The organism is Pseudomonas sp. Root329 (genome assembly GCF_001424925.1).
In the GTDB taxonomy this organism is placed as follows: domain Bacteria; phylum Pseudomonadota; class Gammaproteobacteria; order Pseudomonadales; family Pseudomonadaceae; genus Aquipseudomonas; species Aquipseudomonas arabinosi.
On sequence record NZ_LMCV01000031.1, the window covers coordinates 1 to 17,824 of the forward strand.

A 17,824-nucleotide genomic window follows, 5' to 3' on the forward strand; every position below is an offset into this window, starting at 1 on the left:
CGATGAAACCACCTATTTGAATGCTTTGAGGAAGCGTGGGTCACCGCTCCTCAAGAGTCTTGATTTAGGTTGACTGACTTCCTCAGGGCGTGAAGCGGACGGTCGAATCAGGCAGCTAACGGCCAGGAGTTGACGATAGACACTGGATCGCGAGGTGCCTAATCTAGACTTCGAAATCACTACAGGGAAAAGGATATGGCAGGAGGGAACATCATTTGCGGTACGTTCCAAAGTGCCGACAAGTCGGGGTCAGCCTTGGAGGCAGTGTTAGATGCACTCCCTTTGCAGGCTCGCGAACTGGTCGAAAATGTTAAACAGCAACTCGACACAGCAGACTTTGTCCTCATAGATGTCGATCAAGCGAAAAGCTTGCTTCCATTTTTACAGGTCTACCAGGCGCAACTGATCGCCGAGATCGGGCACGATGATTGGGCTCGGGCAACGCAGGAGGAGGAATCTTCGCTTGAACCGGTTGCTGCCAAGTGGGGATCGGGCAAGGGATGGAGACTTTACTGCGTGCGAGATCTCGTAGGCGCTTGTGAAAATGCGTTGGTAGAGATGGAACCTGTTTGCATAGCGTTTAGTTAACTACATCCAGCCGGTCGCATGCCCGGCCTTGGGTACAGGCTGTTTGAAAATACAGACACTGCTTTGAGACCCACGCTTCTAGGTAAAGCCTGTCCGGTTTTTCGCGGTTAACGGACGCAAAAATTGGATAAAAACGGAAATTTCGTTCTCTTTTTGAGCCGTCGCGCAGCTCTCAAAAAGGTTTTCACACAGCCTGGACCCAAAGCTGACATGAGGCAATGGATGCTCTTGGCGAATAGCCGTGATTAAGCAAGCAGCGTAATCTTTCGGCCTTCCTGCACATTGAGGCTAGCGACAGATGACGGATCAGCTTTGCGTTGTATTCATTCCGGCGCTTTCGGTGGTTTTGCAAAGCGCCGAAACGAACAAAGGTTCGCCACTCACAGAGTCCGAAGTACTCAAGATCCGTGACCAAGCGACGTGTGTTGCAGTTCCATTCGACGTCGCCCTCGATATGGAGAACGAACGTGGTCTCCGGGACTTAGTTGCAGAGGACTGCTGGAATGAATGGCAACGACTACGGCTCTCAATGAAGAAATGAGCCTTCTGATTTGCACCGACACCCATTCAGATGATGCAGTTTTCAGCTGCCCATTGCTGCCGTAATGATCGGCAGCTAGTGGCCGCTTTCTGCCTGTCACGACCGGTTGAATCCACAACCCAAAGCGGTCAGTCGTGACAGGTAAAAAGCGACCGAGTGGAGTCGTTCGCTTCTCGCCACGCTCGACTGGGTGCCACACGCCGTCTGGGGTGTACCTGGGCTTTTCCGTTGCGTCTGTGACTGTCGGCTGCCGACTCGCTGAATCGGCTCTCGACAGCCCCCGCGCTCAGCAGGGCCTGCCGGGGATACATATTCGGGCGGGGCCTTAAGCGCGCTCGCCGGTAACCTGAATTTGCTGCCTACCGTTGACATCTGGCATGGTCAAAAACAAGTACGTACGTTTCTTATACTCGGAAATCTCAACCGATTTTCCGGCCACCTTCGCTTGATTGAACCCAAGGGTGATGAGCTGCCCAAGCTGATTCAAATCTGGAAACCTCTCGTCAGGGGCAATTCGTAACCGACACTCGACACCGATAATATTTCCGCCAGTAACGAACCCCCCGCATGGCCACCTCATCCAGTTGAAATCGAACGGCATTGGTGATTAATTGACTCGCTTTTTCCCTGGAGGAGAGTAATGCGCATATTTGAGATTTCACCACGTGAATCGATAGGCCCCGCCTGTCTCGGGGCGTCCCGGGAAGCGGCGAGGGAGGCTCTGGCCAACAGCGGATTTGCCCTTGAAGACTCCTATGGTCGCAGTGATTACTTTTGCGCCGCCTGTATCCAATTGGAGTACAGCCTCGAAGGTTTCGTCCAGTTCATCGGTGTCTCCGGCAGCTCTGAGATCAGCTTCACGTATAAAGGAATCGATGTTTTTTCCACCGCTGCGACAGAATTATTTTCTTTTGTGGCTGCGGCGGACGACTCCGGCCCGCATGTGTTCGACCGGTATGAATACTGTTTTCCGAACCAAATTCTTACACTTTGGGACGCCGACGAACAATACGATCGTCAAGGCGGAGAAGAACGTGAGGTGTGGGGGCAGATCGGAATTGGTAGCGAGGAATATGTCGCGACAGTTGAGGGTCTTCATCAGTAGCGATAAGGTGCCACGAAGGACCGGTCTTGGCCGATAGTTGTAGGTCACGAAGGGCCGCTACTGACCAACGTGGTCGATGACCCGAAAGAAACACCAGGCAACGCCAAACTCAAACACCCCATCCCTCCCGCACAGCCCTTCGAATGCCTTCCAGCAACATCGCAAATGCCGGGTTGTCATTGTTCTCGCGCCAGATCAGATGCAGCTCGCTCTGCACACCTTCGCCCAGATCGATATCGCGAAACACCACGTTCTTGAACACCACGCTGGTGGCGCAGCGAGGCACCAGGGCCAGGCCCATTCCGGCGTTGACCAACGCCAGGATGGTCAACGATGAGCCGAGCCATTGCACGTATTCCGGGGCGACGCGGGCAGAGCGGAGCATGCCGGTCAGCAGTTCGTTGAACGGCGGGTAGGCGGCGTGGGAGTACATTAGGAACGGTTGTGCATCGAGGTCTTTGACCGACACGGTTTCTGCGCTCGCTAGCCGATGACGGCTCGGCACCGCCAATACAAACGGTTCACGCACCAGGCATTCGGTGGCGTATCCCGGTTCCAGCAACGGTGCTCGAACGATGCCCAGATCGATACGCCGCGCGCGCAGCGCTTCATGCTGCTGGTAGGTGTTCATCTCCGTCAGGTCGATTTTCACATGCGGCTGTTTGAGCCGTGCTTCGGCGATGACCTTGGGCAGGAATTCATACACCGCGCTGCCGACGAAGCTGATGTTGACCGAGCCGATGTCGCCCTCGGCAAAACGGCGGGCGGTGACGGCGGCTTGCTGGGCGCGCTCCAGCAGGTTCTGCGCTTCGATGAAGAAGGCGCGGCCGGCGGCGGTCAGGGCGACGCTGCGGGTGGTGCGGGTGAACAGCTCGACGCCTAGGTGATGTTCCAGCAGTTGAATCTGTCGGCTGAGGGGCGGTTGGGTCATGTTCAACCGTTCGGCGGCACGGCGGAAATTCAGTTCGGTCGCCACGGTGGTGAAGCAGCGCAGTTGAGTCAGTTCGAACATTGATCTAATCCAGGTATCAATCGAATGCCAAGTTAGATTAGACGGGATCAATACCTGCGTCCATCATCGGCCTGTCCCTAAAAAAACAATGATTGGGAGTTGCCCCTTGAATACCGTCCAGAGTCCGCCGGACCCGAATGTACTCGCCCGCGCCGCGGCCAAGGTGAAGCGCCATGTGCTGCCGCTGTTCGTGGTGATGTTCATCGTCAACTACATCGACCGCGTCAACATCGGCTTCGTGCGCAGCCACATGGAAACCGACCTTGGCATTGGCGCGGCAGCCTACGGCCTGGGCGCCGGGTTGTTCTTTATCGGTTACGCGATCTTCGAAGTCCCCTCTAACATGCTGCTGCAACGCTACGGCGCTCGCGCCTGGCTGACGCGCATCATGTTCACCTGGGGCGCGGCGGCGATGGCCATGGCGTTTGTGCGCGGCGAAACCAGCTTCTATGTGCTGCGTTTTGTCCTCGGTGCAGCCGAAGCAGGCTTCTTTCCCGGCATCATTTACTACTTCACCCAATGGCTGCCGTCGACTGAGCGCGGCAAAGCCATGGCGATTTTCCTCAGCGGTTCGGCCATTGCCTCGGTGATCTCCGGTCCTGTCTCCGGCGCGCTGTTGAATGTCAGCGGTTTCAGCCTGCATGGCTGGCAGTGGATGTTCTTGATCGAAGGCTTTGCCTCGATCGTGCTCTGTGGGTTCGTGTGGTTCTGGCTGCAATCCCATCCGCGGGAGGCGAAATGGCTGAGCGCCGAAGAAAAGGACGCACTGGTTGACGCCATCGCGCTGGAACAACAGGCCCGCGAAGCCACACAGACCGTCAAGCCGTCGATGTTCAAGTTGCTGGCCGACAAGCAGATCGCGCTGTTCTGCTTCATCTACTTTTCCATCGCCCTGACCATCTACGGCGCCACGTTCTGGCTGCCGAGCATGATCAAGAAAATGGGCAACCTCGGCGACTTCCAGGTGGGCCTGTTCAACTCGATTCCGTGGATCATTTCGATCATCGCGATGTATGGCTTCGCCGCCATGGCCAGCAAATGGAAACACCAGCAAGCCTGGGTGGCGTTGACCCTGGTGATCGCCGCGTTCGGCATGTTCATGTCCACCACCGGCGGGCCGATCTTCGCCTTCGTCGCCATCTGTTTTGCCGCCATTGGTTTCAAGGCCGCCTCGGCATTGTTCTGGCCGATTCCGCAAGGTTATCTGGACGCTCGCATCGCCGCCGCGGTGATCGCCCTGATCAATTCCATCGGCAATCTCGGCGGTTTCGTCGCCCCGACGGCGTTTGGTTTCCTGGAGCAAAAAACCGGCTCCATCGAAGGCGGTCTCTACGGTTTGGCGGCCACGTCACTGGTCGCGGCCGTGGTGATCTTTTTCGCCCGCACTGCACCGCGTGGCGATGCGCTCCGCGCGCTGACCGACAAACCTGCCATCGACACGGCAGCCAAAAAATCCATCCGTCATCAAGCCTTGAGTTCAGGTTCAAAGGGAGCAGCTTCTTGAAAATCAAACGAGTCACCGTCACCCCAATCGCCTTCCGTGATCCGCCGCTGCTCAACGCCAGTGGTATCCACGAACCCTTTGCGCTGCGCTCGATCATCGAGATTGAAAGCGACAACGGCTACATTGGCCTGGGTGAAAGCTACGGCGACGCCCCGGCGCTTTTGATCCAGCAGCAACTGCAAGACCAGTTGATCGGCCTCGACCCGTTCAACCTCAATCAGCTGCGCCGCATCGTGCAGGCCACGGTGGCTGCGAACAAACCGGCGAGTATCGCCGGTGCGGAACTGGCGCCGGGCTCCCATGCCAGCAAAGCGGTGAGCAACGCGTATTCGGCGTTCGAAGTGGCGTTCCTGGATTTGCAGGCGCACTCGTTGAACGTGCCGTTGGTGGACTTGCTGGGCGGTGCGATTCGCGACGAGATTCCATTCAGTGCCTACCTGTTCTTCAAGTACGCCCAGCATGTCGATTCACCCTACAAACCCGACAGTTGGGGTGAAGCGCTGAACGAGGAACAGATCGTCGCCCAGGCGCGGCGCATGATCGAGGCCAACGGTTTCAAGAGCATCAAGCTCAAGGCCGGCACGCTGCCACCGGAGCATGAAGTGTCGTGCATCAAGGCGCTGAAAAAGGCTTTCCCCGGTTACCCGTTGCGCATCGACCCGAACGGCAACTGGTCGCTGGAAACCTCGATCCGCATGGCCGAACTGCTGGGCGATGACCTGCAATATTACGAAGACCCGACGCCGGGCCTCGACGGCATGTCCGAACTGCACAAGCGCACCGGCCTGCCGCTGGCGACCAACATGGTGGTCACCGATTTTGATGAGTTTCGCCGCAGCGTCGCGTTGAACAGCGTGCAGATCGTCCTCGCCGACCACCATTACTGGGGCGGCCTGCGCGACACCCAGGCGCTGGCGAAAATGTGCGACACCTTCGGCCTTGGCGTGTCGATGCATTCCAACTCGCACTTGGGCATCAGCCTGATGGCGATGGCCCATGTCGCCGCCGCGGTGCCCAATCTGGATTACGCCTGCGACACGCATTACCCGTGGCAGGAACCGGATGAAGAAGTGATCAAGGGTGGCAAAATACCCATCGTCGATGGCTGCGTGAAAATCACTCGAGCGCCCGGATTGGGTCTGGAGCTGGATCACGATCAACTGGGCAAGCTGCACGACCAGTACCTGACGTGCGGCATTCGTCAGCGCGATGACGTGAAACAGATGCAGCGTTACAAACCGGAGTGGAAGGCGGTCAAACCGCGTTTTTGATCAGGTGAGCTGTGCCTCCCCGGAGTATTGAAAAGTCATGGCAAACCGAAGGAGCGATCCTTGACCTATGCTGATGGCTTTTCAACGAGCCGGTTTCGGCGGGGGCATAGATGGATCTTCGGTGTGAAGTAGCGGTTCTCGGCATGGGCGCAATGGGCGCCGCCACCCTGTATCAACTGGCGAAATCCGGCGTCAAGGTGGTGGGTGTCGACCGCCACCATCCTCCCCACGATCAAGGTTCAAGCCATGGCGATACGCGCATCACCCGGCTCTCGGTCGGGGAAGGCGCCGAGTATCTGCCCATCGTCCGCAACGCTCACCGAATCTGGCGCGAGCTCGAAGCGCTGTCCGGTGAGTCATTGTTCGAGCAGTGTGGTGTGCTGGTCATGACCTCCAGCCCCACGTATGACGCTGACGATGAACGTGACTTCACCCACAGCACCCTTCATCTCGCGAACACCTATGACATCGAGCATGAGGTGTTGTCGGCGGGACAGATTCGTCAGCGATTTCCGCAGTTTTCACCGGTGCTGGACACGGCAGTCGGTTATTTCGAACCGGGCGGCGGTTATCTCCGGCCCGAACGCTGCATCGCGGTACAACTCAGGCACGCCGAGGAACTGGGCGCGACGCTGCTGAAGGGCGAAACCGTCATGCAAATCACCTCGGACGAGCAGGGCGTCACCGTCATTACCGATCAGCGAACCCTCCTCGCCGACAAGGTCGTGATCAGCGCCGGCATGTGGTCGCAGGGCTTGCTCGGCGAGCCTTTCGACCGGTTGCTGCGGGTGTGTCGTCAGAAACTGTTCTGGTTCGAACTGGAGGAGAACGCCCGATTCGCACCGCTGTCACCGACCTTTATTTGTACTCACGGGCCAGGCGATGAAGACTCTGTCTATGGTTTCCCACCGTTGCCCGGCGAGGGCAGCCTGAAGGTCGGCACCGAGCAATACAGCGAAGAAACTTCACCCGACACGCTGGACAGAACCGTCAGCGACGCCGAAGCACGCGAGATGTTCGACACCCATGTGCGCGGCAAGATTGCGGGCGTCAGCTCGCGGGTCGTCAAATCGGCGGTGTGTGCCTACACCGTCACACCGGACGGCAATTTCATCATCGACGAGCACCCGTCGCTGAAAAATACCTTGGTGGTGTCCGCCTGTTCGGGGCATGGTTTCAAGCATTCCGCTGCGCTGGGGGAAGCGCTGGCGCAGTGGTGCGTGCGGGGCAGCAGTGACCTGGACTTGTCGGCGTTTTCGTTGAAGCGGTTTGAGGGCGTTATTGAGTGAGTGCAGTGCACAGGCGCTCGATCTGCGCCAGCTCCCAGGTGCTGAGCAAACTGACCGGGTCGGTGCCGTAACGTTGCCAACTGTCGAGCACGCCCTCGCGACCGTCCGGGCTTTGGCAACGCTGGCAGTGGCGCAGGCGAGTGCCGTCGAAGTCGAGGGTCAGGCGCCAGCCCTCGATATCGATTTGTACCTGGCCGGGCTCGGGTTGTTCGTCGAGGCGCTTTAGAAGCCGAACTTCCAGCGCGGCGTCGCGCAATTGCTGGTAAACCTCGCGGGCGGTCAGGGGCGGCACTGATGTCTCCGGTGAAATCGTGGCAAGCGTAGATTCGGGGGGCACAGGATAGAGCGTGCGCTTGAAACTGTCAGCGGATAGCGGGCGCGCCGAATTTATTCGACGGTCTGCGGGCGCCGTGCAGGCTGTCCTTCTTCCTCTCGAAGCTCACGGCTCATGTCGTTGCAGCTTTGCGACCAGTCTGTCAGCCACGTCGGCATCGGCGGCGACTGTTCAGCCAAGCCCAGTTCCCGGGCGTATTCGCCAGGTGGAACGGTGCCTTTGGCAGAGCGGAACAGACCCCGCATCACCACGACACCGACCACGCGTCCCTTGCTCACGAAGCGGTGCTCCATAAAGCTCCACTTGTCGTCCCAGCCAAGCATCCTGGTGTGAATCTCGAACGCCTCGAACAGTTTCAGCTCACGCCGGAACTTGCCCCAGGTGTCCCCGACGATAGGAACGGCCTTATTACGCAGCGCCACCCGGAATGCACCGCAACGCAGCACGTAGTCCATGCGTCCGATATCGGCCAGGGTGAAATACCGGCCGTTGGTAACGTGTCGGTTGAGGTCGAGATCAAGCGGCCAGACGCGCATGTGGACGATGGTGGTGTCCAAGGCGTCAACGGGCTTGCGCCATGGACGACGAAACAGCATGAGGAAAAGTCGGAACCAGAGATTCATAAGTACGCCGATGATTGAATGACCGGTGCACTTTAGGGAGGAAGGATCGGGTAAGGTAGGTGCGCAAATGACTTTTTTCATGCGAAAAGCGCAATTGGATCATTTATGCACATCACGCTTTTACTGGCGGATCAATGTTCCGCCGCCAGCGCCACGATGGCCCTGGAAGTGCTCAGCGCCGCCAACCTGTTTGCAGACACTGCCGGCGCGCCTTTTGAAGTGGTCATCGCCTCGCTTGAGGGGGGTGATGTCGCCGCGTGGGGAGGGCAGATGTTGCGCGTGGACCTGTCCACCGGCGAGATCCCGCGAACCGACCTGGTGCTGATCCCCGGATTCCTCTTCACCTTGAAGGATGCCTTGCCGGCCTTTTCAGCTTATGGGCCGTGGCTGCGTCAACAGCATGCGCAGGGTGCCGTGGTGGCGTCGATGTGCACGGCGGCGTTCATGCTGGCCGAAACGGGCCTGCTGGATGGCGTTCGTGCTACCACGCACTGGGCCTTTGCAGACCTGTTTCGTCGTCGGTATGCCGAGGTCCGTCTGGAGGAGACGCAGATCCTCTGCGAGGACAATCGCGTGATCACGTGCGGGGGCGCGAGTGCCGCCATGGATCTTCTGCTGCACCTCGTGCGCCGGTTCGCCTCACTGGAACTGGCGCAAAAGTGCGGCAAATACTTGCTGGTCGACGCTGTGCGCAGCGAGCAATCGGTGTACGTCATGTGGTCATTGCCGAAGAACCATGGGGATGGCGACATCCTGCGGGTTCAACACTGGCTGGAGGAGCACTTCGAACAGCCGCTGCTGATTGATGACGTCGCCCAGCAATTCGGGTTCGGCGTCAGGAACTTCAAAAGGCGTTTCAAGAAGGCCACCGGTTACACGCCCATTACCTACCTGCAAACCCTGCGTCTGGAGAAGGCAAAGCAGCTTCTTGAGTCCACCCGCATGACACTCGACAGCATCACTTACGCCGTGGGCTACGAAGACGGTAATTCGTTCCGTAGACTGTTCCGCCAGCGCGTGGGTTTGCTGCCGGCGGCGTACAGGAAGAAGTTTCAATCGGGTGCGAGTTGATTGACTTGCGCCAAGCCACAGATGATTGGGAGCAGAACATGCAGAAAACCGCCGTACTCACCTTGGCCCTGGTGCTCAATGCTGGATTATTCGGCGCGCAAGCACACGCGGCCGGCGATGCTGAAGCGGGTGCGACACTGTTCAAGCGGATATGCGGTGGCTGCCATCAGGTCGGGGAGTCCGCGCGCGGTTCATTCGGGCCGCAGCTCAATGGCATTTTTGGACGCCCTTCGGGCAGCACCACGGATTACCAGTATTCCGATGCGATGAAATCCGCCGGTATCGTCTGGACCCGCGAAACACTGACCGCGTACCTGGAAGCTCCAAAAGAAGTGGTGCCCGGCACTCGCATGATTTTCTGGGGCCTCAGTGACCCGGAAAAGATCGACAACCTGTTGGCGTACCTTCAGACGTTTCAGCCGCAGTAGGACTTTGTGACGCTCGAAAGGCATTCGTTCGGCTCGGAACACCCGGTGGTTACGATCTGAATTACAATCCCCCCCTTTTTTCGGTGGGGAGCCGTTAATGGATGTTTTCGCGCTTCTGTATGACGGCCTGATGAAGTGGGTGATCGAGCCTGTCACGGATCAGTTTCTTGGCATTTTCGATCTGAACGGCCGCTTCAGCGTCGTGTTTCTCTGCGTGTCCTACAGCATCGCCTACACCCTGTACCGCTTCAGAAAATATCGCGGGCTGACCGACGCACGTTCTTTCTGGCAGTTCATCGGCGGGCACCGGGTTCATTTTCATCCCTCGGCGTTGCTGGATTACCGGTACTACTTCGTGCGGGCCATCCTGAAGGTCGCGCTGGTGCTGCCCATTGTTGGCCTGGTCGATCCGTACGTCCTGCGTTCCGGCGACTACATCTCGTTTTTCAACAATCTTTGGGGCGCGCGCGTGCAGGTGGGGGAGAACCTCTTACTTTCCTTGCTCTACGGGCTGGGCGTGTTTCTGGTGCAAGACTTCATCCATTACTGGGGCCATCGCGCCTTTCATTCCCGGTATCTGTGGGCGTTCCACAAAGTCCATCATTCCGCGCCCGTCCTGGTGCCGGCGACGGCTAGCCGGATTCACTTTGTGGAAAAAATGGTCGAGAGACTGACTGACACCGTCTTCCTCGGCGCTTTTGCCGGTGTCTTCTGGTACGCCTGTGGCGGGGAGATCAGCCGGTACACCTTGTTCGGCGTGACTTATATGGTCCTGATCCTCAATGCCTTGGCTGCCAATCTGCGTCACAGCCATGTCTGGCTGTCTTTCGGGCCTGTGGTCGAGCATGTACTGAACAGCCCGGCGCAACACCAGATTCATCACAGTGACGCGCCCCGACATTTCAACAAGAACTTCGGTATCAACCTGTCACTCTGGGACTGGATGTTCGGCACGCTCTACGTCACACACTCGACGCCCGAGCCTATTCAGTTCGGCACCGGCAAACAGGACCACGACCGTTACCTGACGCTCTATAGCCTGATCGTCACGCCCTTTGTGGACATCGCCCGCAAGATCTCCACGTTCAACCAGTGGACGGGATTGGAGCGTGTAAAGCTCCAATCCCGCCCTTTCTATTGTTGGCCAACCGGCAAGGGTGGGGTGCGAGGCGGGATCAATCGTTTTGACCCGATCGATTCGAACGCCGAAGCCAGGCGCAGCAGCGTCGAATCGTCATAGGCACGACCGGCGAATGTCAGCCCGACGGGCATGCCGATGTCGGGCATGACGCCCATCGGCACCGTGACCGTGGGAACGCCCAGGTGCCGGATGGCAAGATTGCCGTTGGCGACCCAGACGCCGTTACTCCACGCGATATCCGCAGACTTCGGATCGACATCGGCATTCGCCGGACCCACGTCGGCCACCGTAGGGAACAGCACCGCATCGAGCCCCAGCCGATCCATCCAGTGCTCAAGATCGATTCGACGCGTCTGTTCAAGTCCGCGCAGTCCGTCAGGCACTGTGGTGATCTGGTCCCACGGTGTGATGCCGCGCTTGGCCATCTTCACGTACTCGTCCATGCCTGCGGCAAGGTCGTCCTCCCGGTTGGGGAGAGTGCCCGGGTCGTGGGGGAAAATCAGCGGTCCGTCGACATCGGCCAGGCGGTTCAACTGAGGATCGCCATTGGCCCGCAGAAAATCATCGAACGCCCAGGCCGACAGGTCCCACAACTCATGATGCAGGAACTCTTTGGACACCAGGCCTCGCGTAAATACGGTCGGTGCACCCGGGCGATCACCCTCGCAATTGGAGACCAGCGGGAAATCGACTTCGATGACTTCGGCGCCAGCGGCTTCGAGTGCTTTGCGTGCCACTTCCCAGAGCCCGATCACGGAAGGACGGGTGATGATTCGCTGCCCTGTCGGACCACCGATGCCTGGCGTATCGCTCGTGCCCGCATCGGGATCCGCGTTGATGTACATGCGCGGAACACCAAAGCGCTTTCCTGCCAGTGCATCGGACTTCACGGCCAACTCGGCATAGGAAGCGGGGCGCACCGAGGCGACACTCGGAATCGGCACCCACGGTTGCATCCGCCACAGATCGCCACGGGTGTCGGGATCATCCGCCACCACCACGTCAAGGACCTCGAGCAGGTCGGCCATGGTTCTGGCAAACGGCACGACAACGTCCATCGTCGGCGTCAACGGCCAGTTGCCGCGCACCGAAATCACCCCGCGCGAAGGGGTGTAGGCGCACAGACCATTGTTCGATGCAGGGCCGCGTCCGCTCGACCAGGTTTCTTCCGCGAGGCCGAATGCCGCGAAGCTGGCGGCAGTTGCGGTACCGGCGCCGTTCGATGAACCCGAGGCGAAGGGAGCGGTGAGATAGTCAGCGTTGTATGGGCTTTCTGCACGGCCGTAGACCCCGCGCTGCATGCCGCCGTTTGCCATGGGTGGCATATTGGTTTTGCCCAGGCAGATCGCACCAGCAGCGCGAAGTCGTTCGATCGTGAACGCATCGCGATAAGCAATCAGGTTCGCGAAGGCGGGACTGCCGGAGGCGGCAGTGAGCCCCTTCACCAGGTAACTGTCCTTGGCCGTATAGGGAATGCCATCGAGCGGACCCAGCGTTTCGCCCTTGGCCCGACGGGCATCGGACGCCTGCGCCTCGTTCAGCGCCTCGGGGTTTAGAACCACCACCGCGTTGAGGGCGGTGGGCGTGTCGGGACCGTCGTAGGCATCGATCCTGGCGAGATAGGCCTGGACCAGCTCAACCGCAGTGGTTCGGCCTGACTCGAGCGCAGCACGCAGTTCGGCAATGGAAACTTCGGTGACCTCGATCATGCTGTTACCACCGTCTGCTGATGGGCGACGCGATGAATGTTGCCATCGCGCTGAATGTTGGGCTCAGGGACATCACTAATCTCAAAATGGGTATTCATCGGTGTTCTCGTTGCGCAGCTTTACGCGCTCTATTTAACACCAAGCAGGGAGCAGAGGCATCGCCCAAGGCGATGCAACGTCTTCAGGCTTTGCTGGCCGCCAGGTAAGCGCCAAGGCGTTGTCCCATTTGCTCGCCCAAGGCTTGCAGGCCACTCAAGGGACGGACCATCACTTCAAACTCGACGATTTTTCCTTGTTCATTGAAGCGAATCATGTCGATGCCCTTTAACGCTTTCCCGCCGACGTTGGCGCTGAACTCCAGGACAACGCTCAACCCGTCTGCGGTCGACAGTTCCCGGTGGTAGACAAAGTCCTCAAATACCTCGATGACCGTGTTGAGAATCATCGATACCACGGCCGCACCCGGGTAAGGCGTGTGAGCCATCGGGGAGCGGAATATCGCCTGTGGGTCCAACAAACCGGGCAAGGCGCTCAAGTCACCCTTGCTGATCATGTCGTGCCATTGGTTCAGGGATTCTGCGGCTTTGGGATGCAGTTTCAGTTCAGACATTTTCAACTCCTGTATTTTTGTTGTTTGGCAAACGCTTCGGTGTTGCTACTGAGCAGCGACGCACAGTTCCCCGGTGGCGCGGATCAGTGCCTGACCATGCAGACCGTCCTTGATCAGGCTGGATCGTTCTTTGGCTAGCCAGTCCGCGCATTGCGGGTCATTGCGATAGGGCGCGAAGGCGGCGTATTGCTGCAACAGGCGGTTTTGCAGCTCATCGAGCTGTGGCCGGATTTGATTGGCGAGGTCTGGCCGCGGCGTGTCAGGCGCCTTGCCAACCGCTCGCCATTGGGCCACCAGCCCGTATTGCACCAGCTTGTTGGCTTCAATCTGTGCGGCGATCAATTCGGCTATTTCGTCCGGGTCCAGTTTGCGCTCAACGGCCAGCTTCCTGGCGTTGGCGATGACTTGTGCTTCCCGGGCACTGTCCTGGATCGGTTTGCCACTGTCCCACTTGGTCAGCGCCACAAGATCAGCAATGCTCAGGCGTTCGTTCAACGTTACCAGCAGCGGTTGCAAGCTATCGGGTGCCGGGGAGGGCGCGCTGGCCTGTGCGCTGCTGGCGAGTAAACCGAGGACGGCGCAGGTCAGCAGTTGCGGTAAGCGTGGGGAGTGGAGCATGGGCAAACCTCATTGGGTACGGGACTCACAATCAGGTGTTATGTATCACAGGTGCGGCGGAGGCATTAAGCAGGGATCGATTTATTTTGTGCACGAAAAAGCCCGGCTTGTCAGGCCGGGCTTTTCGTTGAGTACTTCGGTAAAGCCATTCATTTATGCAGCGCGGTTTTCGATCAGACGGTCGGAACCACCTTCAGCGACGCGGTTCTCGATCAGACGATCTGAACCACCTTCAGCGACGCGGTTTTCGATCAGACGATCCGAACCACCTTCGGCAACACGTTTCTCGATCAGACGGTCGGAACCACCTTCAGCAACGCGGTTTTCGATCAGACGATCCGAACCACCTTCGGCAACACGTTTCTCGATCAGACGGTCGGAACCACCTTCAGCCACACGATTTTCGATCAAACGATCCGAACCACCCTCAGCCACACGACTTTCAATCAGACGATCCGAGCCGCCTTCAGCGACAACCGGGTGAGCAGAGGTAGCAGCGAAAGCGTTTACTGCAAAAACCGAGAAAGCGATGCTGAGAAGGATTTGGCGTTTCATGATGGTGTGCTCCGGGGTGTAGTTGTTGGGTATGGGGCTGATGTTACGCCGCGGATTTTTTATGAGAACTTCATTGAGGTGATGGTGACTATCGACGCCGGCAATGATCCTCCTGTCGTCGGCTCTACCGCTCAGCCAGAACCGCGGGGGTATGCTGGACCTCTCTGGTCGAGAGGATAAATCGATGCACGACTATTACGATTTGGGCACCTACAGCCGCCCTGTTACGACCCACTCGTCCCAGGCCCAGCGCTGGTTCGATCGTGGCTTGGTTTGGTGCTACGGCTACAACCACGACGAATCCATACGCTGTTTCCACAAGGCGATCGAACACGACCGCGATTGCGCGATGGCCTACTGGGGCATCGCTTACGCTTCGGGCCCCAACTACAACAAGCGTTGGGATGCCTTCATCGAACAGGAGTTGAAAGAGGCCGTGGCCCAGGCCCGACTGGCGACGCAAACCGCGCTGGCGCATATCGACGGCGCAACACCGGTGGAACAGGCGCTGATCCACACGCTGGAGCAACGCTACCAGGCCGACCAGGCCGACCAGGCCACCAGCCTCGACCAACTCTTCACCTGGAACGATGCCTACGCCGCGTCCATGCGCGATGTCTACAAAGCCTTTCCCGAAGATCCCGATGTCGTTGCGCTGTTTGCCGAAGCGTTGATCGACCGCACACCCTGGCAATTGTGGGACCTGAAAACCGGTAAACCGGCGCCGGGCGCCGACACGCTTGAAACGGTAGACGTACTGGAACGGGCGCTACGGCGGATGGAGCAGCACGGCGATGCGCCGCACCCCGGCGTGCTGCACATGTACGTCCACACCCTGGAAATGTCGCCCTACCCGGAACGGGCATTGCGCGCCGGCGATGTCCTGCGTGACCTGGTGCCGGATGCGGGACATTTGCGCCATATGCCGTCGCACATCGACGTGCTCTGCGGTGATTACCGTGGGGCCATGGTCACCAATAGCCGGGCAATCCTGGCCGACAGCAAGTACCTGGAACAGGAAGGACCAATCAACTTCTACACTCTGTATCGATGCCACAACTACCACTTCAAACTCTATTCGGCGATGTTCCTCGGGCAGTACCAACCGGCCCTGGAAGCCGCCAATCAACTGATGTCGACCATCAGGGAAGAACTGCTTCGCGTGGAGCAACCCCCCATGGCCGACTGGCTGGAAGGCTTCGTGTCGATGAAGGTGCATGTGCAGATTCGCTTCGGCAAATGGCAGGACATCCTCGCCACCCCGCTGCCGAACGACCAGGCGCTGTACTGCGTGACCACGGCGATGCTGCATTACGCCAGAGGCGTGGCGCATGCGGCCACCGGGTATATCGCCGCCGCAGAAGCCGAACAACGTCTCTTCCTCGACGCCTGGACCCGAGTGCCGGACACCCGCTACCTCTTCAACAATAAATGCACCGACATTCTGGCGGTTGCCGCCGGCATGCTGCGCGGGGAAATCGAGTACCGTAAAGGCAATTACGACGACGCCTTCGCCCACTTGCGCCAGGCACTGTCTCTGGACGACAACCTGCCTTACGACGAACCATGGGGCTGGATGCAACCGGTCAGGCATGCGTTGGGCGCGTTGCTTCTGGAGCAGGGCAGGGTAGAAGAAGCGTTGCAGGCCTATCGAGCCGATCTGGGACTGGACAACACACTGAGTCGTGCGTCCTGGCATCTGGACAATGTGTGGAGCCTGCACGGCTATGTGGAATGCCTGAAACGACTGGGTCTGGATGCCGAAGCTGCCGCCGCCCAGACCCGCCTTGCTCTGGCCATGGCCCGGGCGGATGTGGAGATTAAGGCCTCGTGTTTTTGCCGTGTTGGGGCGGGGTGTTGTCAGTGATGCACGAAAGCGCCGGAGATTGCCTATGGATCGCTTGTTTACGTTGTTGTCGCAGTTCGGCGTGTGCGCAAGCCTGTTTTACAACGGCAATCTTTGCGGCATGGCGTCATACGATGGCGCTGACCAGCGCGGGCATATTCACCTGCTGCGGGCAGGTAGCGTCACTTTGCAGGGGGTCGACCGGAAAGACTTGCTGCTCACCCAACCCAGTCTGATTTTTTTGCCGCGCCCGTTGTGGCTCTTTGAGGATGCTGAACGATTTAGCCAATCTGTTGCATCGACCGGTTGAATCCACAACCCAAAGTTATCGGTCGTACAGGATTTACAATCGGAGGCTCAGATGAACTGACCGGTAGCCTTCAAGACGGTGCATCCAAGGCGGCCACGTCGAACAGGCAATTCAATCGCGACCTGAGCAAACACGGCTAGGCGCGGGCACGCCGGTATAGTCGACTCTATTGCCTACCGTATTTCCCGGAGCCTCCATCCAGTGTCTGACTTGCTGAGCAACGCCGCCTACACAAAACGCTTCGACCTGGTGCTCGCCTACATCGACGCCAATCTCGGAGGTGACTTGTCCGTGAAGATGTTGAGCCAAGTCGCGAATTTTTCGGCGTTTCACTTCCATCGACAATTCACCGCGTTCGTGGGCGTGCCGGTTTCACGTTATGTACAACTGATGCGACTACGACGCGCGGCGCATTGCTTGTCTTCCCTCTCGGATTACTCGGTGCTGGACGCCGCTTTCGGTGCGGGTTTCGAAAGCCCCGAAGCATTTTCCAGGGCGTTCAGGCGGGCGTTCGGTACGACGCCGAGTGCATTCAGGAAGCAACCGAATTGGCAGGTCTGGAGTGCGGTGTTCACCATCCCTCATTTTTCCAGGAGCATCATCATGCAGATACGAATTGTGGAGTTTCGTGAAGTCAGGGTTGCAGCATTAGAGCATTGCGGAGCGCCGGGGCTCATTAATGAGAGCGTGCGTAAATTTATCGAGTGGCGCATGCAGAGCGGACAGTCGCCGGTGGCATCAAGTCGCAGCTTTGGTATTCCTTTCGGCAACCCCGATACAACCCCGGCCGAAGAGTTCCGGTTTGCAATCTGCGGCGAGATTCACGAGGCGGTAGCAGCGAATGAGTTCGGCGTGACCGAGAGGGTTATCCCTGGCGGGCGCTGCGTCGTGGTGCGTCACGTGGGCTCGACGGATCACATCGGCGAATCGATCTATCCGATCTATCGCGACTGGCTCCCTACCAGCGGCGAGGAGCTTCGAGACCAGCCGCTGTTCTTCGATTATCTAAGCATTTTCCCCGAGACACCGCAGGATCAATGGCAGACCGATATTTATGTGCCTTTGCAATAGCGGACAGGTCGCTGCTGGTTTGAAACGATCGTCGTTGAGTTCATCGTTGTAAGCTGCCTCTCGCCAAGGGGTAGCTATTGGCCGATTCTATTGAAAAAGTCGACCATGGTTTCCACGGCAGAAAAGTACGCGCTTGAGATTGAAATCTTTTCTATGAGCAGAGGGTTCCAGGCTCAGATTCCGCGTAGCTGCGCGCAA

Annotated in this window: 18 protein-coding genes and 1 pseudogene; 12 read left to right on the forward strand and 7 right to left on the reverse strand. The window is 58.5% G+C overall.

Annotated elements, in window-relative coordinates:
* Window positions 1-195 precede the first annotated feature (195 nt).
* The 3 genes from ASC74_RS21125 (at window position 196) to ASC74_RS21140 (ending at window position 2,234) form a co-directional block, all read left to right on the forward strand.
* On the forward strand, window positions 196-588 hold the full coding sequence (locus ASC74_RS21125; protein WP_056743756.1) for a hypothetical protein: 393 nt from the start codon (window positions 196-198) through the stop codon (window positions 586-588).
* A 298-nt stretch (window positions 589-886) separates the two neighbouring features.
* Window positions 887-1,129 carry a hypothetical protein gene (locus ASC74_RS32220; RefSeq protein WP_056743758.1) on the forward strand — a complete coding sequence of 81 codons (243 nt, stop codon included), beginning with the start codon at window positions 887-889 and terminating at the stop codon, window positions 1,127-1,129.
* A gap of 640 nt (window positions 1,130-1,769) precedes the next feature.
* Window positions 1,770-2,234, forward strand: coding sequence for a hypothetical protein (locus ASC74_RS21140; RefSeq protein WP_056743762.1), 465 nt, complete (start codon window positions 1,770-1,772; stop codon window positions 2,232-2,234).
* Between the two features lie 109 nt (window positions 2,235-2,343).
* Here the strand turns inward: ASC74_RS21140 and ASC74_RS21145 are convergent, their stop codons facing one another.
* A complete protein-coding gene (locus ASC74_RS21145) occupies window positions 2,344-3,246 on the reverse strand; it encodes a LysR substrate-binding domain-containing protein (protein WP_033060009.1) in 903 nt (300 codons plus the stop codon).
* 106 nt (window positions 3,247-3,352) lie between these two features.
* Between ASC74_RS21145 and ASC74_RS21150 the strand changes: the two genes are divergently transcribed.
* The 3 genes from ASC74_RS21150 to solA all read left to right on the forward strand — a co-directional run bounded on the left by ASC74_RS21150 (window position 3,353) and on the right by solA (window position 7,310).
* Window positions 3,353-4,750 carry an MFS transporter gene (locus tag ASC74_RS21150; protein WP_056743764.1) on the forward strand — a complete coding sequence of 466 codons (1,398 nt, stop codon included), beginning with the start codon at window positions 3,353-3,355 and terminating at the stop codon, window positions 4,748-4,750.
* A complete protein-coding gene (locus ASC74_RS21155; RefSeq protein ID WP_056743766.1) occupies window positions 4,747-6,021 on the forward strand; it encodes a glucarate dehydratase family protein in 1,275 nt (424 codons plus the stop codon). The genes ASC74_RS21150 and ASC74_RS21155 overlap by 4 nt, the downstream gene beginning before the upstream one ends.
* 110 nt (window positions 6,022-6,131) lie before the next feature.
* The gene (solA, locus tag ASC74_RS21160; RefSeq protein WP_056743769.1) at window positions 6,132-7,310 is read left to right on the forward strand and encodes an N-methyl-L-tryptophan oxidase; all 1,179 of its coding nucleotides are present in this window, start codon (window positions 6,132-6,134) and stop codon (window positions 7,308-7,310) included.
* Here the strand turns inward: solA and ASC74_RS21165 are convergent.
* Window positions 7,300-7,602, reverse strand: coding sequence for a DUF7693 family protein (locus ASC74_RS21165; RefSeq protein WP_056743770.1), 303 nt, complete (start codon window positions 7,600-7,602; stop codon window positions 7,300-7,302). The genes solA and ASC74_RS21165 overlap by 11 nt on opposite strands.
* 95 nt (window positions 7,603-7,697) lie before the next feature.
* On the reverse strand, window positions 7,698-8,267 hold the full coding sequence (locus ASC74_RS21170; RefSeq protein ID WP_056743772.1) for an acyl-CoA thioesterase: 570 nt from the start codon (window positions 8,265-8,267) through the stop codon (window positions 7,698-7,700).
* 105 nt (window positions 8,268-8,372) lie between these two features.
* Here ASC74_RS21170 and ASC74_RS21175 point away from each other — a divergent pair, with 105 nt between their 5' ends.
* The 3 genes from ASC74_RS21175 (at window position 8,373) to ASC74_RS21185 (ending at window position 11,006) form a co-directional block, all read left to right on the forward strand.
* Entirely contained in the window at window positions 8,373-9,338 is a 966-nt protein-coding gene (locus ASC74_RS21175; RefSeq protein ID WP_056743774.1) for a GlxA family transcriptional regulator, read from the forward strand.
* 38 nt (window positions 9,339-9,376) lie between these two features.
* Window positions 9,377-9,766, forward strand: coding sequence for a c-type cytochrome (locus tag ASC74_RS21180; protein ID WP_056743847.1), 390 nt, complete (start codon window positions 9,377-9,379; stop codon window positions 9,764-9,766).
* A gap of 97 nt (window positions 9,767-9,863) precedes the next feature.
* Window positions 9,864-11,006: a sterol desaturase family protein gene (locus tag ASC74_RS21185; RefSeq protein ID WP_082555859.1), complete on the forward strand. Its 1,143-nt coding sequence runs from the start codon at window positions 9,864-9,866 to the stop codon at window positions 11,004-11,006.
* Here the strand turns inward: ASC74_RS21185 and ASC74_RS21190 are convergent.
* The 4 genes from ASC74_RS21190 to ASC74_RS21205 all read right to left on the reverse strand — a co-directional run bounded on the left by ASC74_RS21190 (window position 10,901) and on the right by ASC74_RS21205 (window position 14,399).
* On the reverse strand, window positions 10,901-12,616 hold the full coding sequence (locus tag ASC74_RS21190) for an amidase (RefSeq protein WP_056743776.1): 1,716 nt from the start codon (window positions 12,614-12,616) through the stop codon (window positions 10,901-10,903). The two genes, ASC74_RS21185 and ASC74_RS21190, sit on opposite strands and share 106 nt — an antisense overlap.
* A gap of 181 nt (window positions 12,617-12,797) precedes the next feature.
* Window positions 12,798-13,226, reverse strand: coding sequence for a nuclear transport factor 2 family protein (locus tag ASC74_RS21195; protein WP_056743778.1), 429 nt, complete (start codon window positions 13,224-13,226; stop codon window positions 12,798-12,800).
* Window positions 13,227-13,271: 45 nt separating this feature from the next.
* Window positions 13,272-13,844: a chorismate mutase gene (locus ASC74_RS21200; protein WP_056743779.1), complete on the reverse strand. Its 573-nt coding sequence runs from the start codon at window positions 13,842-13,844 to the stop codon at window positions 13,272-13,274.
* A gap of 153 nt (window positions 13,845-13,997) precedes the next feature.
* A complete protein-coding gene (locus ASC74_RS21205; protein WP_056743781.1) occupies window positions 13,998-14,399 on the reverse strand; it encodes a hypothetical protein in 402 nt (133 codons plus the stop codon).
* 184 nt (window positions 14,400-14,583) lie between these two features.
* Between ASC74_RS21205 and ASC74_RS21210 the strand changes: the two genes are divergently transcribed.
* The 3 genes and pseudogenes from ASC74_RS21210 to ASC74_RS21220 all read left to right on the forward strand — a co-directional run bounded on the left by ASC74_RS21210 (window position 14,584) and on the right by ASC74_RS21220 (window position 17,626).
* Window positions 14,584-16,266 (forward strand): tetratricopeptide repeat protein, encoded by a 1,683-nt coding sequence (locus ASC74_RS21210; RefSeq protein ID WP_056743783.1) that lies wholly within the window; start codon window positions 14,584-14,586, stop codon window positions 16,264-16,266.
* Window positions 16,267-16,291: 25 nt separating this feature from the next.
* Window positions 16,292-16,498, forward strand: a pseudogene (locus ASC74_RS21215) (cupin domain-containing protein); the annotation flags it as partial.
* Between the two features lie 258 nt (window positions 16,499-16,756).
* Window positions 16,757-17,626 (forward strand): AraC family transcriptional regulator, encoded by an 870-nt coding sequence (locus ASC74_RS21220; RefSeq protein ID WP_056743788.1) that lies wholly within the window; start codon window positions 16,757-16,759, stop codon window positions 17,624-17,626.
* The last annotated feature ends 198 nt before the right edge of the window (window positions 17,627-17,824 follow it).